This window comes from Paenibacillus daejeonensis DSM 15491 (assembly GCF_000378385.1).
Classification (GTDB): Bacteria; Bacillota; Bacilli; order Paenibacillales; family Paenibacillaceae; genus Paenibacillus_D; species Paenibacillus_D daejeonensis.
This window is the reverse complement of record NZ_KB899671.1, coordinates 43,639-66,129: the sequence shown is the minus strand read 5'-3', so window position 1 is coordinate 66,129 and position 22,491 is coordinate 43,639. Positions and strand designations below refer to the sequence as shown.

15 protein-coding genes are annotated in these 22,491 nt (G+C 58.1%); 14 read left to right on the top strand and 1 reads right to left on the bottom strand.

What is annotated here, in order from left to right; all coding sequences use genetic code 11:
- Positions 1–69: 69 nt before the first annotated feature.
- The 12 genes from F556_RS36660 (at position 70) to F556_RS0125855 (ending at position 18,762) form a co-directional block, all read left to right on the top strand.
- Positions 70–1,638: a glycosyltransferase gene (locus F556_RS36660; protein WP_020619921.1), complete on the top strand. Its 1,569-nt coding sequence runs from the start codon at positions 70–72 to the stop codon at positions 1,636–1,638.
- A gap of 38 nt (positions 1,639–1,676) precedes the next feature.
- Positions 1,677–2,564 (top strand): UDP-N-acetylmuramate dehydrogenase, encoded by an 888-nt coding sequence (gene murB / locus F556_RS0125910; RefSeq protein WP_157272955.1) that lies wholly within the window; start codon positions 1,677–1,679, stop codon positions 2,562–2,564.
- Positions 2,565–2,614: 50 nt separating this feature from the next.
- A complete protein-coding gene (locus tag F556_RS0125905; RefSeq protein ID WP_020619919.1) occupies positions 2,615–3,979 on the top strand; it encodes a UDP-N-acetylglucosamine 1-carboxyvinyltransferase in 1,365 nt (454 codons plus the stop codon).
- Positions 3,980–4,000: 21 nt separating this feature from the next.
- Positions 4,001–5,317, top strand: a complete 1,317-nt coding sequence (locus F556_RS0125900; protein WP_020619918.1) for an oligosaccharide flippase family protein — start codon at positions 4,001–4,003, stop codon at positions 5,315–5,317.
- 169 nt (positions 5,318–5,486) lie between these two features.
- Positions 5,487–5,765, top strand: a complete 279-nt coding sequence (locus tag F556_RS0125895) for a hypothetical protein (protein WP_020619917.1) — start codon at positions 5,487–5,489, stop codon at positions 5,763–5,765.
- A 621-nt stretch (positions 5,766–6,386) separates the two neighbouring features.
- Positions 6,387–7,388 (top strand): glycosyltransferase, encoded by a 1,002-nt coding sequence (locus F556_RS35250; protein WP_020619916.1) that lies wholly within the window; start codon positions 6,387–6,389, stop codon positions 7,386–7,388.
- Positions 7,389–7,461: 73 nt separating this feature from the next.
- Entirely contained in the window at positions 7,462–8,751 is a 1,290-nt protein-coding gene (locus F556_RS0125885; RefSeq protein ID WP_020619915.1) for a glycosyltransferase, read from the top strand.
- Positions 8,752–9,449: 698 nt separating this feature from the next.
- Positions 9,450–10,907, top strand: coding sequence for a sugar phosphate nucleotidyltransferase (locus tag F556_RS0125875; protein WP_020619913.1), 1,458 nt, complete (start codon positions 9,450–9,452; stop codon positions 10,905–10,907).
- Between the two features lie 22 nt (positions 10,908–10,929).
- Positions 10,930–13,341, top strand: a complete 2,412-nt coding sequence (locus F556_RS36655) for a phosphohexomutase domain-containing protein (protein ID WP_020619912.1) — start codon at positions 10,930–10,932, stop codon at positions 13,339–13,341.
- Positions 13,342–13,363: 22 nt separating this feature from the next.
- The gene (locus F556_RS0125865) at positions 13,364–14,695 is read left to right on the top strand and encodes a UDP-glucose dehydrogenase family protein (protein WP_020619911.1); all 1,332 of its coding nucleotides are present in this window, start codon (positions 13,364–13,366) and stop codon (positions 14,693–14,695) included.
- A 73-nt stretch (positions 14,696–14,768) separates the two neighbouring features.
- Positions 14,769–17,141, top strand: coding sequence for an S-layer homology domain-containing protein (locus F556_RS0125860; protein ID WP_157272954.1), 2,373 nt, complete (start codon positions 14,769–14,771; stop codon positions 17,139–17,141).
- A gap of 406 nt (positions 17,142–17,547) precedes the next feature.
- On the top strand, positions 17,548–18,762 hold the full coding sequence (locus F556_RS0125855; protein WP_026297498.1) for a hypothetical protein: 1,215 nt from the start codon (positions 17,548–17,550) through the stop codon (positions 18,760–18,762).
- Between the two features lie 49 nt (positions 18,763–18,811).
- On the opposite strand, the gene F556_RS0125850 is transcribed toward F556_RS0125855, so the two are convergent.
- Positions 18,812–19,162 carry a helix-turn-helix domain-containing protein gene (locus F556_RS0125850; RefSeq protein WP_020619909.1) on the bottom strand — a complete coding sequence of 117 codons (351 nt, stop codon included), beginning with the start codon at positions 19,160–19,162 and terminating at the stop codon, positions 18,812–18,814.
- A 554-nt stretch (positions 19,163–19,716) separates the two neighbouring features.
- Between F556_RS0125850 and F556_RS0125845 the strand changes: the two genes are divergently transcribed.
- Positions 19,717–21,399: a glutamine--tRNA ligase/YqeY domain fusion protein gene (locus F556_RS0125845; RefSeq protein WP_020619908.1), complete on the top strand. Its 1,683-nt coding sequence runs from the start codon at positions 19,717–19,719 to the stop codon at positions 21,397–21,399.
- A 281-nt stretch (positions 21,400–21,680) separates the two neighbouring features.
- The gene (locus tag F556_RS0125840; protein WP_020619907.1) at positions 21,681–22,463 is read left to right on the top strand and encodes a tyrosine-protein phosphatase; all 783 of its coding nucleotides are present in this window, start codon (positions 21,681–21,683) and stop codon (positions 22,461–22,463) included.
- Positions 22,464–22,491: the final 28 nt, after the last annotated feature.

Below are 22,491 nucleotides of genomic sequence, written 5' to 3'. Positions count from 1 at the left end.
TTCCTTCGGAAAACTAAGCTAATGCTTCCGAAGTGAGTTTTCCTTCGGAAAACTTTTAGGAGGAGCGCCATGAGAAAGCATATCGTGTTGATCTGCGAAGCGATGGGCGGCGGCGTCCGCAAGCATGTGCTGGACATCCTGCTTCATCTGGATCTGAGCCGGTACCGAGTGTCACTCATCTATAGCGACCGGCGTGCGGACGAGCTGTTCACCAGTCAGCTGCGGCTGCTGCGGGACATGGGCATCGGACTCTATCCGGTGGATGAGCTGGTTAGGGAATTGTCGCCTCGTCGGGACTGGGCGGCGCTGCGCAAGACGATGCGGCTGATCCGGGCGCTGGAGCCGGACATCGTCCATTGCCACAGCTCCAAAGCCGGGGGAATCGGACGGCTGGCGGCCAGACTGTGCGGCATTCGCACCATTTTGTACACACCGCATGCTTATATGTTTCAGAATGTCGGCCTCAGCGACCGCAAGAAATGGATGTACACCATGATGGAGCGGGTGCTCGGCCGCATCACGACGATGACGATCAACGTCTCAGCCGGCGAACGGCGGGCGGGTGTTGAGCAGCGGGTCATGCGGGAGGAGCGCTCGGTGCTGATCTATAACGGCATCCAGCCGCCCGAGCAGCCGGACGCGGCCCCCGGTTCGCGGCACGAAACGTTTCGACGACGGGTCGATGCAGCGAACTATGCGAGTGCCTGGCAGCAGCTGCTGGGCGTGGAACCACACGTGGCGGCGGCAGCGGAAGGGCAGGAAGGTAGTACGCAAGTGGCAAGCACAGAAGCTGCCAGCAGGCTGGCGCTTCAAGAAGCTCTGCAACCTGTTAGCACGGGCATCGGTTCAGCTGAGCAACAACTCGAGGCAGATCGACACCGGACGACAACGGACAACGGCCAATTGAGCAAGACGGCAAGCAATGTCATTAGCTTTGCGGCTGCGGAGCGAGCGGCTCGATTGCGTGCTGGGGGCCGGTTGACGATAGGAACGTCGGCAAGATTGGACGAGCAAAAGGATCCTTGGACCTTTTACCGTATTGCCCGGGAAATTGTGACACGTTACGACCATGTGGACTTCGTCTACATTGGCGATGGGATTTTTAAGGACATGATCGATGAGCAGATCCGGCAGGAGGGGCTGGAAGAACGGATCCGGCTGGTCGGCTTCCGCAGCAATGTGATGGAGCTGATTCGGGCATTCGACGTCTATCTGATTACCTCCCTATATGAAGGCTTGCCGTACTCTATCGTGGAGGCGCTCAGCCTGGGCATGCCGATCGTCGCTACTGACGTCATTGGCAACAATGAGGTCGTGCTGGCCCGCTACAACGGCTTGTTGTTCGAGGCCCAGCATATCGAGCAAGGCGTGGAGCGGCTGTCGCGGCTGATCGAGCATCCCGAATTGATCGCGTATTACGGCAAGCGGAGCCGGGAGTTGTATGAGGGATATTTTACGCTGGAGGGCATGATGGATTCGCTGATTGATGTGTACGAGGGTGGGCGTCCTCGCAATCGCCCCGTCACGGTACCTGTGGAGGAAGAGACGACATTCGCTGGTGCGATGTCCAGAGGGTTCGGTCCGGGCAAGGCCCCGCAGGGTGCGCCGGCTGTTGCCTGGAGTAGTGCCAGAGAGTAATGCCGCAGGAGCTAGACCAACCAAACGAAGGGTGAGGGATGAGGATGTGGAGCGAGCTGGACTGTGAAGTGAGAGAGCACTATGAGCTGAAGCATATCACGACGATGGGCGTCGGCGGACCTTGCGCTTATTATGTTGCGCCCCACGGCCTGAATGCGCTGGAGCCAATCTATGCAAAATGCCGCGAGCAGGGATTGCCTGTACTGGCCGTCGGCAACGGCTCGAATCTGCTGGTGGACGACAGCGGCTACGCCGGGGTGGTCATCCATCTCGGACGCCGGCTGAAGGGGATGCGGCTCGAAGGCGACACGCTAATCGCTGAGGCCGGACTGCCGATGCCAAGATTGGCTTGGGCCATGGCCAAAAAAGGACTGGCTGGATTCGAATTCATGGCTGGCATTCCAGGAACCGTAGGTGGCGGCGTCGTCATGAACGCAGGCTGCATCGGCCGGGATACCGCAGATGTGCTGAACGCAGTGACCTATCTTGACGAGCAGGGCGTGCTTCACCGCAAGCTGGCTTCGGAGCTGGGGCTGGGCTTCCGCACTAGTGCGCTGCAGGGCACGCGCTGTCTCATCCTGGAGGCGGAATTCCGGGTGCAGCGCGGCGATGCCCAGGAGGATGTAATGGCCCGCACCCGGGCGGCAGCGGATATCCGCAAAGGAAAATTTCCGCTCCATGTGGCGACTGTGGGCAGTACGTTCAAAAGTCCGCCAGCCGGACCGCACCCCGGACGTCTGATCGAGGAGGTTGGGCTGAAGGGACACCGGGTCGGCGGCGCAGAGATCAGTCAGGTGCATGCCAACTGGATTATCAACCTCGGCACCGCAACCGCGCAGGACGTGAAGCGCCTCATGCATGTGATGCAGGAGACGGTCGTCCGCAAGCTCGGCATCGAGATGGAGCCGGAGGTCTTGATTGTCTAAGACGTGGGAATGCGTGCGATTTACTTACCTTAAAGAAATGAGGAGAGAAGATGGAGAGAATTAGAACTGGAGCCGTGAGCCGGCTGGCAACAGCGGCGGAAGCGGTACGTCCCCGGCTGCGCGAGCCGCATCTGATCATCGAAGGTGGCCGCCCGCTGCAGGGGGAAGTGACCTTGCCGGGAGCCAAAAACGCCGCTCTTCCCGCCATCGTCGCCGCCTGCCTCGCAGATGAGGAAGTGACGCTGCGCCATGTGCCCCTGGGACTCAATGATGTGCAGAAGCTGATTCAGCTGCTTCAAGACTCAGGAGCCGAGGTGAGGCAGGAAGGTAGCGACTTGATCTGCCGCGGTGCCGGTTGGCATGGAGGGACTTTGAATGCCGAGCTGGCCGGGAAGATTCGGCACTCCCTGCTCCTGTTGGGTGCGTCGGCGAACTGGCGGCAAGGCTTGTTCCTGCCACTGCCAGGCGGCTGCAGCATCGGGAACCGCAAGCATGATCTTCACTTGCAGGCGCTTCAGCAGATGGGCTTCCGAATGGAAGAAAGTGAGCTCGGCCTTCACTTGGCAGCAAGCCAGCCGCATACCGAATCGGTAGTGGACTTCTCGTACCCGACCTTCGGCGGCACGCTCAACGTGCTGTTCGCAGCAGTCAAATCGAAGTCCACGGTCACACTGAAGAACGCAGCTCGCAACCCGGAAGTGCTCGATGTCATCGAGCTGCTCAGCCGGATGGGCGCCGACATCGCTTGGACCGAGCCGGGGACACTGAGGATTCGCGGGGTGGAGCGGCTGCATGCGGCGGAGCATACGGTGATGGGTGACCGCATCATTGCGGCAACGATCATCTCGGCCATCGGCGCAACACGCGGCAGCGCGATTATCCGCAATGCGTCAACGCGGGTGCTAGAAGCAGAAGTTGCGGTCTGGCGTGCGGCGGGGCTACGGATTGAGGAGCTTGCGGACGGCATCCGGGTCGCCTGGGAGCGGCCGCTGCGTCCAGTTGATGTGATGACGGAGGCATACCCCGGATTCCATACGGACATTCAGCCGCTGCATACGGTGCTGATGATGCATGCGATGGGGACGTCGGAGCTGAAGGATACGATCCTCGACGGACGGTTCGCGTACTGCGAGGAGCTGAATAAGCTCGGTGCGGATATTAAGGTCAAGGATGGCGGATTCACCTGCGTCAACGGCGCACCGGGCCAGACGGCAGTCATCTCCGGCACGGGTCAGCTCTACGGCACCGACGTGGTGGCCACAGATATTCGCGGTGGTGCGGCCGTGGCAGTAGCAGCGATGGCAGCGGTCGGGACGAGCCGGGTCACGAACCTCTACCAGTTGGAGCGCGGCTACGACAGCTTCCGGGAGACCTTCACGGCGCTCGGCGCATCTATCACCCGTGTAGCGGAATAAGACGGGGCGGACGGAGACCCTATGGACAAAAAAGGCATGCTCTTCCAAATCGTCAGCACCTTAGGCACGCGGGTGGTTGTGCTGTTCGGCGCGTTTGTCGTCTCGGTCATCATGGCGCGCCTGCTCGGACCGGAGGGCAAGGGCATCATCACCGCCATCCTGGTCATCCCGACGCTGGTAGTGACGATTGCGGATCTGGGGATCCGGCAGGCGACGGCGTTTTTTATCGGTCAGCGCACGTATGAACAGCGGGATATTGTGTCCTCGCTCACGTTCCTGTGGCTGCTCACCTCCCTGCTGAGCGTCGGCATCGTGACGGTCATCTTCCTGCTCCAATACAGCGGCCAGTACAGTTGGTGGCTGCTCGGCGTCTGCATCATGACGATACCCGTCAACCTGGGCATCCAGTATTTGCGGGGCATTATGCAGGGGCGGGGACGGATCGGTGGCATCAATCGGGTGGAGATCGTCAAAACGGCGCTCAACTTCATCATCCTGATGCTGCTCGTCGGCTGGCTCGGTCTTGGTGTGTTTGGTGCGGCGCTGACTCAGCTGCTGCTGCTCCTGGTGACGCTGGTGTATTCGTTTGGGCTGTTAAAAGGAGAGATTGGCTTCTCGATTCGCGTGGTTAAGCCGATTCCGCAGATGCTGATTCGCAAGGGCTTCGCCTTTGCACTGGCGCTGTTCGTCATTCAGTTAAACTATCGCATCGACATCGTCTTCCTGGAGCGATTGACCAGTGCGACGGAGGTCGGATTGTACTCGGTAGGCACCAACATCGCCGAACTGATCTGGCAGCTGCCGACCGCCATCGGTTTGATCCTGTTCTCGCGCAGTGCCGGGTCCAAGACGACGGAGGCCGCCGTGGCACGTACATCCAAGCTGATCCGGCTGGTCGTACCGACGCTGGTGGTTTGCGGTACCCTGTTCTGGCTGATGGCGCCGGTCATGATTGACCTGATGTACGGTTCGGCGTTCGCCGGGTCGGGGACCATCATCCGCTACCTGCTGCCGGGCATCATCATCATGGTCATCTTCAAGCTGCTGCATGCCGATCTGTCAGGGCGCGGCGCCCCGCTGTTCTCGATGCGGGTCTCGCTGCTGGCGCTGGTGGTCAACATTGTGCTCAACCTGATGCTGATTCCGGGCTACGGCGCCATCGGTTCGGCAGTGGCCTCCAGTATCAGCTATGGCATTGCGGGACTTCTGTTCGTCTGGCTGTACGTGCGACGCGAGGGCATTCCACTCCGCTCGGTGCTGCTGCCGACCGCCGAGGATCGCCAAGAGATCCGGGCCAAGCTCGGCAAGCTGCGGGCGCGCATTGCCCCCTCGGGGTAGGCGGGGGCTGGCTGCCTAGCTAGGCTAGAAGGTCCTGGCCAGTTGTGCCGGTTAGGACGGGACGATAGGGCGGCTGGTTGGTGGGTTGAGCGCGGGATAAGAGGTAAAAAGTTACTTGGATTGGCCGGTTGGTGGGATGAGTGAGGAGTAAGAGGTAAGGTTACTTGGATTGGCCGGTTGGTGGGTTGAGCACGGAATAAGAGGTAAAAAGTTACTTGGATTGGCCGGTTGGTGGGTTGAGCACGGAATAAGAGGTAAAAAGTTACTTGGATTGGCCGGTTGGTGGGTTGAGCACGGAATAAGAGGTAAAAAGTTACTTGGATTGGCCGGTTGGTGGGTTGAGCACGGAATAAGAGGTAAAAAGTTACTTGGATTGGCTGACTGGTGGGATGAGCGCGGAATAAGAGGTAAAAAGTTACTTGGATCGGCCGGTTGGTGGGATGAGTGAGGCACAAGAGGTAAAAAGTTACTTGGATTGGCTGGTTGGTGGGATGAGCGCGGGTTAAGAGGTAAAAGGTTACTTGGATTGGGCCGGTTGGTGGGATGAGCACTGAATTAGGTGCACAATGTTACCTGAAATGGCTGCCTTGCTGGGTAAGCGGCGAATCAGGTGCACAATGTTACTTAAATCGGCTGATTTACTGAGTACGGGTCGGATTAGGTGCATTATGTTACTTGGATTCGCCAGTTGACGGGTTGAGCACTGAATTAGGTGCACAATGTTACTTGAAAAGAGCGACAAGCGGGTTAAGCGTGGAAATAGGAGCAAAATGTTACTTCAATTGGGCGACTAACGGAGTGAAAGAAGGCATTTGAAAATAGCCGAAGAGGCACGGAATCGAATCTGGTCAACGCTTTCTGAAAGAAAGCGACTTCGGAAGCACACGCTGCGAAGCGTTCGCCTGAAAGCTTTTCGCAGAAAAGCTAGCTTCGGAAGCATACGCTGTCCCCGGATTTCAACCGCTAGAGCGGTTAGGAAATCAAGAAATCTGGGGACAACAGCGATCGGAAGATCGATCCGTGACCGTAGGCTCCTTTTCAACGGCCTGTAAGAAAGGAGGGACCATTCATGAAAGTATCGGTACTGACGGTGTACTACAACCGAGGCGATCAACTGGACGAGTCGATCCGGAGTCTGGTGAGCCAGACCTACGAGGATCTGGAGATCATCATCGTGGACGATGGATCAACGGACGATACGCTGGAGCGGCTGCAACAATGGACGGATCCGCGGATTCGCGTCATTAGCCACAGCAACCGGGGATTTACGCGATCCATCATCAAGGCGGTGGCGGAGAGCACGGGCGACCTGATCGCTATCCACGGCTCGGGGGACATCTCCTATCCAGAGCGGATCGAGGAGCAAGCGGCGTTGCTGAAGGCCAGACCAGAGGTTGGCGTGGTCGGGTGCGTGGTGGAGAACCGCAACATCGTTACCGGGGAGACGGCGATGTTTCACAAGCTGAAGGAAGAGGAACGGCCGCTCACGCAGCTGCTGCGCAACAACGTCTACACCCACGGCGAGGTCATGTTCCGCAGGTCGGTGTACGACAAGGTTGGCGGGTACCGTGAGATTTTCAAGTTCACCCAGGACTATGACCTGTGGCTGCGGATGGCGATGGTGACGGAGTTCGCAAGCGTGGATCGACTGCTATATCGCCGGTATACGCTGCCGGACGGGGTGAGTGCATCGGTCGACAAAATGATGGTGCAGCAATACCTGGCCGAGCTGGGCCGGCAATGCATCGAGATGCGCATGGACACCGGTCGGGACTTGATTGACCAGTATGGGGCGCATAGTTTGTTTTTTCGCAAACGGTCAAAGCGATTGGCGGGTCTGCTCTACGGGCTGGCCAAGGCGGCTATCATCCAGGACCGCGACCTGACCAAGGCACGCAAGCTGCTGCAGCTGGCACTGGATGAGCATGATTCGTTCAAAGGCCGGCTATTGCTGGCAGGCGCGGACTTCATCGACCGGAGGGAAGGACGCCGGGAGCGGGCGCTGCGGTGGATTGATCAGCTGAGGGCTGTCAAAGCCCGTCGGCGAAGAGCGCTGCAAGCGGCCCGTTAAGGCGCCGCGGTGTCACTGACAAGACTCGCTGCATGGCGGACGGAACAAGTTGAAGAGAGGAGAGTGAGGACGGATGAGGATTGCGGTGTTTGCGGATTATTTTCCGGCGTTGTCGGAGACGTTCGTGCTGAACCAGGTTACCGGGCTGCTCGATCGCGGGCATGAGGTGGATATTTACGCCACGGCCCCGAGACAGGAAAACACACGTCACCCCGACGTCGCCGCCTACAATCTGGACGCTCGCTGCCGCTACCGGCAGATGCCGCCCGGCAAGTTGGCCCGTTATGCCAAGCTCCTACCGCTGTTGGCCCGTCACCTGTTCAAGGCGCCTGGTGCGCTGCTGGGTGCATTGAATCCGATTCGGTACGGCCGAGAGGCCTCGTCGCTGAACCTGTTCTATTCGGCAGTATCCCTGCTGGAGGCGGATCGGCGGGAGTATGACATCATCTACTGCCATTTCGGACCGACGGGCAAGCTGGCGGCTGCATTGCAGGGAATTGGGCTGCTGAAGGGCAAGCTGATCACGACCTTTCACGGGGCAGACATCACTTCGTATCTGCAGCAGCGGGGCGAGCAGGTGTACCGGGAGTTGTTTCGCCAGGGGGATCTGTTCCTGCCCATCAGCGAGCGCTGGCGGACACAGCTCATGAAGCTGGGATGTCCGGAGGAGCGAATCACGATTCACCGGATGGGAATCGATTCGTCGCGGTTTGCCTACCGGCCGCCGGTGGAGGGGGAGGATATGCCGCTGCGCTTGGTGACAATTGCCCGACTGGTGGAGAAAAAAGGTGTCGCCTACGCCATCCAGGCTGCCGCAGCGCTAGCCGCCGAGGGGCGTGAGGTGAAGTATACGATCATCGGCGATGGACCGCTCCGAGAGGAGCTGCAGCAACTGATTCTGTCGTTAGAGATGGGTGAGCACATCCGGCTGGTGGGCCCGAAGGGGCAGAACGAGGTGCTGAATATTTTGCGGCAATCGGACCTGATGGTGGCACCCAGCGTAACAGCGGCCAACGGTGATCAAGAGGGAATCCCAGTCGTGCTGATGGAGGCGATGGCGATCGGACTGCCAATCGTGTCGACTTGGCACAGTGGCATTCCCGAGTTGGTCGAGGACGGGGCAAGCGGATATCTCGTGCCCGAGCGCGATGAGCAGGGGCTGGCGCACAAGTTGAAGCTGCTGATGGATAACCGCCACCAATGGCCGGAGATGAGCAGGCGGGGACGGGAGATCGTCGAGCAGAGCTATGACATCCACCGGCTCAATGAGCGGCTGGAGGATATTTTCTTGCAGCTGCTGATTCAGCCGGGGGCGAGCAGAGAGGTCCAAGCCCGCCGCAAGCTGCAGCAGGCCGAAGGATAGCTGGCTAGTGAGCGGGTTGTGAACCCGCTGGTGTGATGGGCGACAGTTGGTCGGGAATGTACGATGCTGACATTAGCTAGTGCGAGAGACTAGGCGCATAGTGGCCCACTGGCGGTGGGCAGAAGGCCGAAAGTGTGCGAATAAAGGAAGAAAAGTGCGCTGGAGCGTCGGAGTTGGTTGGAAGTGAGCGAATAAAGGAAGAAAAGTGCGATGGAGCGTCGGAATTGGTTGGCAGTGTGCGAGTAGAGGAAGAAAGGTGCGCTGGAGCTTCGGAGTTGGCGGAAAGTGAGCGAATAGAGAAAGAAAGGTACGTTGGAGCTTCGGAGTTGGTTGGTAGTGTGCGAGTAGAGGAAGAAAGGTGCACTGGAGCTTTGGAGTTGGCGGAAAGTGAGCGAATAGAGGAAGAAAGGTGCACTGGAGCGTCGGAGTTGGCTGGAAGTGAGCGAATAAAGGAAGAAAAGTGCGTTGGAACGTCGGAGTTGGTTGGCAGTGTGCGAATAGAGGAAGAAAAGTGTGTTGGAGTGTCGGAGTTGGTTGGAAGTGTGCGAGTAGAGGAAGAACTTGGAGTAGCTAGTGTTGGTCGAAATTGTACAAGTAAGCTCAGCTGATGGAGCTACAAGTAGCGTCAGCAGTGGGATGCGCGTCGGTGTCGCGTGGTGCGGTTGGTAGATATCAGGCAACAGGAGGGAGAGGGATCGATGAAGCTGATCTTATTGTCCGGCGGGTCGGGCAAGCGGCTATGGCCGCTGTCCAATGACGCCCGCTCCAAGCAATTCCTCCGCATGCTGGAGGGGCCGGAGGGCCGCAAGGAGTCAATGGTGGAACGCGTATGGCGGCAGCTGGGGGAGAGCGGCATCCGCTCCTCCGCGTATATTGCCACCGGGCAAGCGCAGGAGGAGCTGCTGCGGGCGCATGTGGGACCGGAGGTGCCGCTGATCGTGGAGCCGAGTCGGCGGGATACGTTTCCCGCAATTGCCCTCTCGGCCGTATATCTCTACTCGATTCTGGGCGTCAGCCTGGATGAGACGGTGGCAGTGCTGCCAGTCGATCCCTACGTGGAGGACGGCTTCTTCCGCCGGGTGACCGAGCTGGAGGAGGTGATCGCCCGGACGGGCTGCGATATGGCGCTGATGGGCGTGGCGCCAACTTATCCCTCTGCCAAATATGGCTACATTGTTCCAGAGCCGGGGCATGCTGACGATCCAGTACAGTCCCCTCGCGGCGAGCTGGCACCAACTGGGGTCGAAGCTTCCGAAGAGGAGGCTCGGTCTGGTCAGCTGTCAGGGGTAGGCGCAATCGCCCACAGCCGCCGGGTACGCCGTTTTACGGAGAAGCCGGATGAGGCGGCGGCGGCTGGGCTGATCGCGGAGGGGGCGCTGTGGAATTGTGGCGTCTTTGCCTTCCGGCTGGGCTATCTGATTCAGCTGCTGATCGACCGCGGACTGCCGATTCACTATGACGGGATGCTGCAGCAGTATGATCGTCTGAAGAAAACCAGCTTCGACTACGAGGTGGTGGAGCAGGCGGCGCACATTGAGGTGCTGCGGTATGACGGGTATTGGAAGGATCTCGGGACGTGGAACACACTCACCGAGGAGATGAAGTCCCCGCTGCTGGGCGAAGGCCGGATGACTGAGGATTGCGTGGACACGCATGTGCTCAATGAGCTCGGCATCCCGATTGCGGTGCTCGGTCTCTCCGGCATTGTGGTGGCCGCCAGCCCCGACGGGATTCTGGTCTCCGACAAGGCGGCGAGCCCCCGGATCAAGGAGGTCATGCAGCACGACGACCGGCGGCCGATGTACGAGGAGCGGCGCTGGGGGCACTATCTGGTGCTGGACCAGGTCCGGCATGACGATGGGACGTCGGCCATCACCAAGCGAGTGTGCTTGGAGGCGGGTTGTAACTTTAGCTACCATTTTCACACGGATCGCAGCGAGGTCTGGACCGTCCTCAGTGGTCGCGGCGAGATGATTCTGGATGGGGCCACCCGATTACTGCAAGCAGGTGACGTCGCGGTCATCCCGGCACGAGCGGTACACACGCTGATGGCGCATACGGATATGCAGCTCATTGAGGTGCAGCGCGGCGTCCGGCTGGTGGAGGAGGATATCGTCCGTCTGGGTACGCAGTGGTCGTCGATTACACAGTTCTGATAAGCCAAAGGGGAATCGAGCTATGAATGCCATCGCAGAACAATTGGATCACCAGATTCAAATTCGTTACCGCCGCTGGCTGCATGCGGATCTGCCGGGCTACCTGCGCAAGGAGCTCAGCGAGCTCAAAGCCAGCGAGATGACGGACCGCTTCTACCGCCATCTGGCGATGGGAACGGAAGGGATCCGTGAGCGGGTCGGTGTCGGAAGCAACCGGATCAATATCTATACCATCCGGCGGATCGCCCGTGCACTGGCCACGGAGCTGGAGGCTCAGGGGAGCGAGACACTGGAGCAGGGCGTCGTCATCGGCTATGATGGGCGGTTGTCGTCTCGCGGATTTGCCCAGCAGGCAGCGCTAGTGCTGGCGCATTGTGGGATCCGGGCGTATCTGCTGGAGCAGTCGCGGCCGACGCCGCAGCTATCCTGTGCGGTGCGGCTGCTGGAGGCTGCGGCGGGTATCGTCATTACGGCCGGTCATTACCCCAGAGAATATAGCGGCTGCAAGCTCTATGGCCCAGACGGTTCGCCGATGGCTCCCGAAGCCAGCGGGCGGCTCGGACAAGCCATGGCCGAATTGGAGGACGAGATTGGGATTCCGCTGATGGGTCAGCAGGAAGCGCTGGAGCAGGGCCGCCTTATCATGGTGGGCAAGGAACTGGACCAGGCCTATCAGCGCCAACTGGAGATGAGTGTACCGCTCGCCAAGATCAGCAAGAACAAAGCGGCTGGAATCGGAATTGTTTTCACGGCGCTGCATGGCACAGGCGGCGAAGCACTGCAGCGAATGCTGAAGCGTGCCAAATACACGCACGTCTATGAAGTGAAGGAGCAGGCGGGGCCGGATCCTTTCTTCTCCACCGTGAAAAATCCTGATCCATTTTGTCCAGAAGCGCTGGAGCCTGCGCTGGAGTTGGCGCGTTCCGTTCAGGCGGACATCGTGCTGGCTATGGACCCGCAGGCACAGCGGCTGAGCCTGACGATCCGCGAGAGCGGAAGCCGGTATCGGACACTGCGGCCGGATGAGACGGGCGCTCTGCTGCTGGATTATATCGGGATGCAAATCAAGCGCCGGGACAAATCAGCAGCGAGTGGCTCCATCTATACCAGCGTGCTGACAGGCGGGCTAGCGGACGAGATTGCGGCCCGCTACGGTTTGCAGCTGGTTCGTACGCTGCCGGGCTTTCGCCATATCGCTTCGGCGATGGCGGACGCGGAAGCCATGGAGGAATGGCCAGCGGTGGAGAATGCTTCTGCTGCTGCCACTGAGTTAGACTCATCAGCATCAATACCAGCAAATGTCGCAACATCCGCGACATCCGCAACAACAGGAGCGGGAGCTGCAACAGGGGCGTTGAGAGGACAAAAACGGCTGTCGACGGAGGGAGAGCAGGCTGCGGCGGAAGTGGAAAAATTTCAGTTCCGTGTGCAGCCAGTCGTGAAGCTTCGCGCCAAGCGTCAATTGCTCTCTAGTGGGCACCGGCGGGCTGCAGTTAGCATGGTGATGGCGGCACCGCCAAGCAGCCTCCACCAAGGGGCCACGGGCCCGGCGGCATGGGGCGCGAACATGTCGTTGGCTGAGCGTCACACCAATACGATCAACCTCTCGGTAGGGAAGGCGAATAGCCAGTCGCTGCATCCTCGCGCTGCATTCGTCTCGACGAGAGTCGCACAAGACACATCTTCATTGAACCAGGGCGAGGGGAGTCTGGGGGAGATTGCTGCACCGCGGCCGAGCTCCGGCACCGGAGATGCAACATCGACTAGTGCAGCTCAGCCGCCAAGCTCTGGCAACAGTGGCGAATCCTTGGCCAGTGCAGTTCAGCCACCGGGCTCCGGCAACAGTGGCGATGAAGCTACTGGCTCTGCGCAACCGCAAGCGCCAGCCCCGCCATTTCGCCTCGCCTATGACGAGAGCGGGGGCTGCCTGCCGGCGGACTTCGTGCGGGACAAGGATGCGCTGCAGACGGCGATGCTGATTGCCGAGATGACGGCGTACTATCGGGGTAAGAAGCTCACACTGGCCAAGCGGCTGCAGCAACTGGGTGAGCTGCACGGCTACCATCTGGAAGGCCAGGTGAGCCTGGTGTACAACGGGCTGGAAGGCTGGCAGCGGATCCGCAATGCCATGGAGAAGCTGCGGGCAGAGCCGCCCGCGGCGATCGGGCCGCTGCAGGTGAGCGCGGTGTGCGATTACGGGAGCGGTGAGATCCGCTACCGCTACCGCTCGCGCGTCGAGCCGACAGGTCTTCCAGCGGGCGAGATGATTAAGTATCAGCTGGACGGGGACGCCTGGTGTGCGGTACGTGCCTCCAGCGCTGAGCCGGTGCTGACGCTGTATTACGGTTGTCGAGCAGATACAGCTCAGGAGAGCCGTCGCCAGACGGCGGCGCTCCGGTCTAATTTGCTGGTGGAGCTGGAATCCATTTTATAACTATATACGGGGAGTGGACGAGATGAGAATAACGGTAATCGGAACGGGCTATGTAGGGTTGGTATCCGGCGTCTGCTACGCCGAGCTGGGCCATCAGGTGGTCTGCGTGGACAAGGACATGGACAAGATCCGGCTGCTCCGCGAAGGCGGGGTGCCGATCTACGAGCCGGGCCTGAAGGAGCTGATTGCGAGCAATACGGCAGCAGGGAGACTGACCTTCTCGGCTGACCTGGAGGCAGCGATGCCCGAGGCGGAGATTGTGGTCATCGCGGTTGGTACACCGCCGCTGGCAAGCGGAGAAGCGGACATGACATATGTCGAGACAGCCGCTCGCGAGATTGCTTACACGCTCAATGGCTACAAGATCATCGTGACCAAAAGTACGGTCCCCGTTGGCACCAATGAACGCATTCAGTCGCTGATTGCGAAGGGAACCAAGCAGCCGTTCGATGTGGCCTCTGTACCGGAGTTCCTGCGCGAGGGCTCGGCCGTTCATGACACCATGCACCCGGATCGGGTCGTCATTGGCGCTGAGAGCCCGCAAGCCGTGGAGCGACTCACTGCTCTTCATCAGCCACTCACTGATCAGGTTGTTGTGACAGACATCCGCAGCGCGGAGATGATCAAGTACGCCTCCAACGCGTTTCTGGCGACCAAGATTTCTTTTATCAACGAGATTGCCAATATCTGCGAAAAAGTCCACGCCGATGTCACCGAGGTGGCCCGCGGTATGGGACTCGACGGCCGGATCGGCGCTTCCTTCCTCCAGGCGGGCATCGGCTACGGCGGCTCTTGCTTCCCCAAGGATACCAAGGCGCTCATCCAGATTGCTGGCAATGTGGCTTATGACTTCAAGCTTCTCAAATCGGTGGTCGAGGTCAATCAGCATCAGCGCTTTGGCGTCATCGACAAGTTAGTCCATGCGCTCGGCAGCCTCCAAGGCAAGACGGTGGCAGTGTGGGGATTGGCCTTCAAGCCGGAGACAGATGACGTACGCGAATCACCCGCAGTGGAGATTCTGGACCGTCTGCTGGAGCTGGGCGCGACGCCGCGCGTGACGGATCCGGTCGCGATGACGAACTTCCGCCGCCAGTTGGATCATCCGTCCATCGTCTGGTGCGAGACAGCGGAAGAGGCCGCAGCAGGAGCGGATGCCGTCTGCCTGCTCACCGAGTGGGAGGCGTACGCAGCTCTCGATCTGGAGGCAGTTGAGCGCACAATGCAGCAGCCGGTGCTAATCGATGGACGCAATCTGTATGGAGCTGAGAAGCTCATGAACACCCACTTCTCCTACTATCCGGTAGGGCGGCCAGCGCTGTACAATGAACGGCCGCAGGTTGGCGAGCTGGTTTAATCCACCTGTAATTCGTATGCCATACTTAATAATATTTAGCATTACCTAATATGACTGGAGAGGTGAAGGAACTGTGAAATGGAAGAGTAAAGTCGTGACCGCAACGGTGGCAGTGACACTGGTGGGAAGTACGCTGACAGGTATCCCGCTGAGCAGCAAAGGGCTGGCTGAGTTAACCAGCGTATCCGTGGCTTATGCCAATGAGCGTCCATTCTTCAGCGAAAGCTTCCTGGAGCGGATGCGTGCTATCCACGCTGGGCTGCATATCGAGGAGCAGGATGTGCTTGACGTCCGCAGGCTGCGGGATGAGATCCGCACTCTGACGTATGAGGAGCATGGCGCAGCGATTGATCCGATCTGGAACAAGCTGGCGGATGATCTGCCAGAGGCTGAACATGCGACCATCAAGCAGAATCTGTTCGAGTTCGTCACTGCGGTCGGCGGGATCTGGTACGATCCGAACCTCACCGATCTGGAGGCGATCCGCAACGATCCGGATTACCGGAGTGCGCTCGTGGCGGTGGCATCCGCAGCGGGCTACGGTGATCAGACCGATCTGACGGTGCCGGATATTTTCGAATTCATCTTTGGCAGCGAAGGCAAGCGCGGCGTCGAAGGCGAGTTCCGGGCGCAGCTGGCCGGGCGCTCCTCGACGGAGCTGGCGCTGCTGCTCGCGGACGAGACACGCCGCAACGCTCTGCTGCGCTCGGCACTGGGTGTGGTGCTGCGGGATACCAACACCTATACAGTGAGCGCAATCTTGAGCGAGTTGGGCGTGAACGAACAGGATATCATCGATACCAGCCTCAACTTCCGCCAAACCCTTCAGCATGAGAATGCGGCAATTGAAGCGATGGCTTTTGCCTACCTGCGCTCGGAAGCGAAGGAAGAGGTCCAGGTATCGGCCAATGGCAGACGGCATACGTTCAAGCTGAGCATTCTCGGGATTGAAGTACCATCGCTGGCGCTGGAATGGTCGAAGGTGTCGGAGGGCGGCAACCTGGAGATCTCCCCATCCGGTGTAGTCACGCTGATTGGCAATGCCAATTCCGGCACAGCAACGATCCGGGCAGAGGTACCGGCGCTGGAGCGCATTATCTTCCAGAAGGAAGTGACGGTGTACCGCGGCGGCGGTGACTTCCTGAGCGGCTATGTCGCGGATATGGAACGTCTGATTGCTAGATTACCAGGTGCAAATGAGCAGCGCCGACTGGCACTCATCCGTCAGGGCCAGCGGTTGTCCGAGCGGACATGGGCTCCATTCATCACCCCGGACATCAGCTCCCTGATTGACCGGAGCGGCCAGCGGGCGCAATTTGCCCCGTCCCTGCAGGTGATACAGCCGATCATTGATGAGCAGACTGCGGCGGAAGGGATCATTAGCGAGCAGCTTGGCGAGCTCGGAGGATCGCTGGAGTTCCTGTATCCGGCCATGAACTTCGACTTCGAACGTCTCAGACGTCAGGCATTGGACATCCGGTTGTCAGCTGACATTCTGGCCAGCCTGAAGGAAGCGGACATCAACACGGTGACGTTCATTGCGGACGGCATGCGGGTGAACATTCCAATCGGCCAGTTCAGCTCTGATCTGACATTCAGCTTCGGCGCATCCGCACCGCCTAGCAGTGGCAATGCTTCGGAGGCGTACGAGTTGGAGATTCAGGAGGGCGGCCAGCCGGTCGGCTCGCTGGAGCAGCCGATTCTGATCGAGGTGCCGACAAGCGGTACGGGCGAGCAGCCGGAGGAGATCGTCTCGGCTGCGCCGATTGTGAACGGGGAGCTGCAAGAGACGGCTGCCGTTAACGGAGGCAGTACGGTGATCGAGTCATTGAGCGGCAGCTTCACGTACGCGATTGTGAGCCAGGCTGGCAATGGGGTCACGTTCCATGATATCGACAGTGTCCGCTCCTGGGCGGGTGCACAGATTCAGGCCATCGCAGCCAAGGGCATTATCGAGGGCGTAGGGAACGGCAGCTTTGCACCGCAGGCCAAAATCACGCGTGCCCAGTTCGCCAAGATGCTCGTCCTGGCACTGGATCTGCCGCAAGATGGCGCTAGCGCGGCCGGCTTCGGGGATGTCATCTCGGGCGACTGGTTCGCACCATTTGTTGAATCCGCCTATGCTTATGGCATTATTCAGGGACGCGACGCAAGCACGTTTGCACCCCATGCGCCGATCACCCGTGCGGAGATGGCAACGATGATTACCCGGGGCGTTCAATTGGAGACGGCAGATGAAGAGGTGGAGGAGACAGGGGCATCGCTGGACGGCGTGTTCGCTGATAGCGCCCAAATCCACGCTTCACTGAAGGCGGGCGTAGCCTACGCAGCTGAGCAGGGACTCATCGTCGGCAGCGAAGGCAGCTTCTACCCGAATCGGGATACGTCCCGTGCGGAGGGCGCGGTTGTTATCTACCGGTTGCTGGATCTGTTGGAGCAGCAATAGTCGGGAAGGTTAGCAAGATCACGAGTCAGTAACGTTAGCAAGTGATTAGTGGGCGTTACGCCAGTGAGATTTACACAGCAGCCGGAAGGCAGCCGCGAGGCTGTCTTCCGGCTTACTTGCTTTTTGGGGTAGGAAGTGAGGAGTCAGGTGGGCCTAACTGCATCATGTTGCATTAAGCTGGGCCGTTTTCGCACCGCTCCAAGTAAAAAAAGTTTAGTTAGAGGTTGGAATCAGGCGCCGAATGGTGGCTGTAAGTAAAAAAAGCTTAGTTAGAGGTTGGGATCAGGCGCCGGATGGTGGTTGTAAGTAAGGAAAGTTTAGTTAGAGGTTGGAGTCGAGCGCCGAATGGTGCTGTAAGGGAAGAAAAGTAAGCTAAACAGAACTGGGCAAGGGAGGCAGGATACGCATGAAGCGAGTATGGAAGATTACGCTGTGGACGACGGGAATTATGGGGCTGCTGGTGGTAACGGCGGCGGGGTTGCTGTATTGGAAGCTGACGTCGATGGATCTGGGTGACATCCGCGAGCGCCATGTCCTGCAGGCCGATCCGGGCACGGAAGGGCAAGAGGGAAGCGAGGGGGCCGAGGGTTCCGAGGCGGGCGGTGGCGGGGCGCTGCCACCTTCACTCAGCAGTGCGGTGAGCAAAGCCGATACGCTGGCAGACAAGCCGATTCAGAGCGACGATGCCCTCGATGCGGCGGCGATTCTGCTGCAGTCGGGACTGTCTTTTCGCGAGATGTACTACCTGCTAGGCAAGTCGACAGACACACTGTCTACGGAGGAAAAACAACATATCCGCGATCTGCTGCTCGCGAAGCTGAAGCGAGAGGAGATTGAGTCACTGCGAGCGATCACCTCCGGCTACGGCAAAAACCTCGTCATCCTGGACCCGAACTACCCGATTGAAGCGGTAGGGGTGAAGGATGATGCCGAGCGGGACCGGATTATCTATGAGCACCGAAAAAAAGCCAAGGCAGCAGCCGAGCAGTCGGGGGATAGCCCGCAGCCAACAGCGGCAGCACAGCCAAACGCAGGTGCGGCGCCGGGTAATACACCCGCATCTGGCCCCTCGACTACTACAGGCGCGGCGGAGGGCGACGCCCCCGTCGCTTCTTCGGATGCCCCCGCGCAGAGTGGTTCGCAGCCATCTGCACCGACGGCGGACGCCAGCAAGCCGAGTGCTACTGCATCCGCAGGCGGTCAGGAGCCACAGAAGAATGAAGCGGCCAGCTCCACACCGCCCCAAACCTCTGGCCAGAGCGGTCAAGCTGGCCCCGCGACTGCTGAACAACTGACGGCATCCTATCATCGTCAACTGCAATCCCTCAAGTCGAGCTGCGTACAGGAGGCCGAGCGCATGCTGAGCCAAATTATCTCCCATCTGGACAAGGCAGATAGCGTGTCGGCGGCTGGAGCAGCCGAGCAAGATCTGATGGAGCAGGTAAGTGTGGCTGAAGAGCGCTGTGACCGGCAGTATGAACAGTTAGTAGCGCAGGCCGAAGCCGAATTCAAAAAGGCGAAGCTGAGCTTCGCCGCGGGCAAGACCTGGGATCAGGAATATGAGCAGGCCAAAGCCTCGATTCGCAATCGGGCCACAAGCCAGATTCAGTCCAGAATGTAAAAAAAGGCCGTGCGGGCGGGGGTTAGGGCCAGCACAGCCACTTGCGATATTACAGATCCTTGGTCGAACGGTCCTTGACCACACGCTCGAGGAGCCGTCTCACGAGCTCCAGATCTTCTTCTTCGAGCGGAATACCATCCCAATGGAGCTGTTCATAATTGAGCAGCTCTCTTGCATTGCTGCTGGGCTCCTGTGGCTCAATGTAGTCCGTAAGGCCCAACAAGTAATCAGCTGACGTGTTGAGCTTTTTGGCAATCTGCTGGATCGTCTCCAGTGTCGGCTGACGGTACCCCGATTCATACCCGGCATATGTACTCTTCGCAACGCCTACTTCATCTGCTAACTCCTGCATGGAGAACTTCCTTTTCTTCCGAAGCAACTTCAATCGTTTGGAAAACATCTGCACAACCCCCTGGAGGACTTTATACTTACTTCTTAAACCGACTGTAGGATTTTAATCACAAAATATTAACCAAATATAGGTATAATTAAACCGGTCTTAAGACCTATATTAATTCAGATCAATCGTTAAAGGCAACTAATTATAGCATGATCATGGGCTTGTTGCACGAAAATCGAATCATCCGCTCCGCATCTATCCTGTCTACAACCACGTAAATCCTCCAAAAATTAGGGAGTGAACGCGGTCTCTAGCATTTGATGAAAAAGTCTATTGAAAATGAGTATTTAGAACTATTAAAAAGTAATACGTTAAAACAGACGAAACGGATCACTTTTTTTCAAAAAAATGTGCTACAACCCTCAAAACCAACGTCAAAAAGCATCATATTGCTATGATGCACCAAAAGGTTCCACTCTATTTAAAACGTTATGAAGGACGCAAAGGTTGCCATTACTTTGTCCCTCCCGTTTCTATTGTCTTCCCTTATATTCCAACGCAAAGTGGTGTATGATAAGAGGATGAGACATTACCATGCGGGAAGGTTGATCATTATGGAAAATAAGGCAGTAGCGGACACAAAGTCCTCATCTTCGAATTTTATCAAAACGATCGTGGAAGGCGACCTGAGCGCCGGCAAGATGGATACCATCGTCACCCGGTTCCCCCCCGAGCCTAATGGCTATCTGCACATCGGACATGCCAAGTCGATCTGTCTGAACTTTGAGTTGGCCGACGAATACAAGGGCCGGACCAATCTGCGGTTCGACGATACGAATCCACTCAAGGAAGATACTGAGTATGTGGAATCGATCCAGGAGGATGTCAAATGGCTGGGCTTCGAATGGGACGAGCTGCGGTTCGCTTCGGATTATTTCGAGGAAATGTATGAGCGGGCCCAACTGCTGATTCGCAAAGGAAAAGCTTATGTATGTGATCTGAATGCGGAGCAGATCCGTGAAACGCGCGGTACACTGACCGAGCCGGGGCAGGCGAGCCCGTACCGTAATCGGAGCGTGGATGAGAACCTGGCGTTGTTCGACGAGATGCGAGATGGCAAATATATCGACGGGGCCAAAGTATTGCGGGCCAAGATCGATATGACGTCCCCTAACATGAACATGCGTGATCCGGTACTCTATCGCATCGCACATACGCATCACCATCGGACTGGGGATGACTGGTGCATTTATCCGATGTATGATTACGCGCATCCGCTCGGCGATGCAATCGAAGGGGTGACGCATTCGATCTGTACGCTCGAGTTCGAGGATCATCGTCCGCTCTACGACTGGGTGATCCAGGAGTGCGAGATGGAGGCACAGCCTCGCCAGTACGAATTTGCCCGCCTGAACATCACCAACACCGTCATGAGCAAGCGGCTCTTGAAGTCGCTCGTAGACGAAGGTGAAGTGGATGGTTGGGACGACCCGCGGATGCCGACAATCTCGGGGATGCGTAGAAAAGGGTACACGGCCGAAGCGCTCCGCTCGTTCTGCCGCGAGATCGGTGTGGCACGGGCCAACAGCAAGGTCGATGAGCGTTTTCTGGAGCATTTTATCCGGGAGGATCTGAAGCTCAAGGCGCTGCGGACAATGGCGGTCGTGCGGCCGCTCAAGGTCGTCATCACCAACTATCCCGAGGGCGAGAGCGAGCTGCTCGAAGCGGAGAACAACGCCGAGAATGAAGAGATGGGTGTACGGCATATTCCGTTCTCCCGCGAAATCTATATCGAGCGTGATGATTTCATGGAGAATCCGCCGAACAAATACTTCCGTCTGTTCCCTGGCAACGAGGTGCGGCTGAAGCACGCATACTTCATCGTATGCCAAGAGGTCATCAAGGACGAGCAAGGCGAAGTCATCGAGCTGCGCTGCACGTATGACCCGGCGACCAAGAGCGGCTCCGGCTTCACCGGCCGAAAGGTCAAGGGCACGATCCACTGGGTCGATGCGTCTCAGGCTGTTCCTGCGGAGTTCCGTTTGTTCGAGCCGCTGATCACGGATGAGGCCGATGAGGAAGGCAAGTCGTTCCTCGATTGCATTAACCCGGAGTCCATGCAAGTGCTGCAAGGCTTCGTTGAGCCGGACATGCAGCGTGCCCAAGGCGGCGACAAGTTCCAATTCTTCCGCCACGGTTACTTCAATGTGGATCCCAAGCTGACCTCTCCCGAGCGTCCGGTGTTCAACCGGATCGTATCGCTCAAGAGCTCTTTTGATCCTAGTAAAGGTTCTTGATGAGAATCATATGAGCATTCTCTCATCTCGGGAACGCTGCCTAAAGAAATGCTAAAGTTCTACAATTTGTAAGCGAATTGTTAAGCGCCGCGTGGTACAGTATGTACCATGTGGTGCTTTTTTTTGTTGTTTTTGACCCTATTCGACAAGAAATAGACATGAAATCGGGTGTTTTAGACGGATTAACGAGGCTTTTTTTGACAATTTGTGATTCAACCTATGATAGAATGGGTGATAGCTTAAATAGGCTACACTCGTCTGGAATATAAAGGAGAGTCACAATGATCGACATACATACACATATTTTGCCCGGGATTGATGATGGCGCAGAGGACTGGGAATCGTCACTGGCGATGGCCCGTACAGCAGCGGCTGAGGGAATCACGACAATCATCGCGACGCCGCACCATGCGAGCGGTTCCTGGCGTAATCCTGCCGATGGCGTACGCTCGTTGACCGATGAGCTGCAATCGCGATTGGATGCCGAGGGAATCGCGATCCGAATGCTGCCAGGCCAAGAAATCCGCGTCCACAACGATCTGCTGGATGCGTGGGGACGTGGTGAGCTGTTGACCCTGGGCAACTCTTCCTACATATTAGTCGAGATGCCGTTCACGGAGATTCCGTCCGGTATGACCGATTTGCTGCATGAGCTGAGGGTGTTGGGACTAACACCGATTATTCCCCATCCCGAACGCAACGCGCCGATCATGAGACAGCCGCAGCGGCTGGCCGAGCTGGTCGAGGCGGGTGCTTTTGCCCAGGTGACGGCAGCTTCGTTGCTGGGGGGCTTCGGCAAGCGGTGCCAGGAATCCGCGTGGACGCTGTGCCGCGAGGGACTCATTCATCTCGTTTCCTCGGATGCGCATCATGTGGAGCGCCGGGGGTTTAAGATGAGGGAAGCCTATCAGGAAATCGAGGAGGTGATGGGGACCGAGTGGAGGGATTATTTGCTCCAGAACGCCGAAGCCGTAGCGAGCGATCGGGCGTTTGGACAAGCCCCGCCATTGATGGTTTCGAATAACAATATTTGGCATAAAATTACAAGGATTTTCCGAAAATGATTGACTCTCTCATATTTCTAATGCTAGA

Excerpts from the sequence above, each read along its gene's own strand:
- F556_RS36660 (WP_020619921.1), top strand. The coding sequence starts at position 70 with ATGAGAAAGCATATCGTGTTGATCTGCGAAGCGATGGGCGGCGGCGTC.
- murB (WP_157272955.1), top strand. The coding sequence starts at position 1,677 with ATGAGGATGTGGAGCGAGCTGGACTGTGAAGTGAGAGAGCACTATGAG.
- F556_RS0125905 (WP_020619919.1), top strand. The coding sequence starts at position 2,615 with ATGGAGAGAATTAGAACTGGAGCCGTGAGCCGGCTGGCAACAGCGGCG.
- F556_RS0125900 (WP_020619918.1), top strand. The coding sequence starts at position 4,001 with ATGGACAAAAAAGGCATGCTCTTCCAAATCGTCAGCACCTTAGGCACG.
- F556_RS35250 (WP_020619916.1), top strand. The coding sequence starts at position 6,387 with ATGAAAGTATCGGTACTGACGGTGTACTACAACCGAGGCGATCAACTG.
- F556_RS0125885 (WP_020619915.1), top strand. The coding sequence starts at position 7,462 with ATGAGGATTGCGGTGTTTGCGGATTATTTTCCGGCGTTGTCGGAGACG.
- F556_RS0125875 (WP_020619913.1), top strand. The coding sequence starts at position 9,450 with ATGAAGCTGATCTTATTGTCCGGCGGGTCGGGCAAGCGGCTATGGCCG.
- F556_RS36655 (WP_020619912.1), top strand. The coding sequence starts at position 10,930 with ATGAATGCCATCGCAGAACAATTGGATCACCAGATTCAAATTCGTTAC.
- F556_RS0125865 (WP_020619911.1), top strand. The coding sequence starts at position 13,364 with ATGAGAATAACGGTAATCGGAACGGGCTATGTAGGGTTGGTATCCGGC.
- F556_RS0125855 (WP_026297498.1), top strand. The coding sequence starts at position 17,548 with ATGAAGCGAGTATGGAAGATTACGCTGTGGACGACGGGAATTATGGGG.
- F556_RS0125850 (WP_020619909.1), bottom strand. The coding sequence starts at position 19,162 with ATGTTTTCCAAACGATTGAAGTTGCTTCGGAAGAAAAGGAAGTTCTCC.
- F556_RS0125845 (WP_020619908.1), top strand. The coding sequence starts at position 19,717 with ATGGAAAATAAGGCAGTAGCGGACACAAAGTCCTCATCTTCGAATTTT.
- F556_RS0125840 (WP_020619907.1), top strand. The coding sequence starts at position 21,681 with ATGATCGACATACATACACATATTTTGCCCGGGATTGATGATGGCGCA.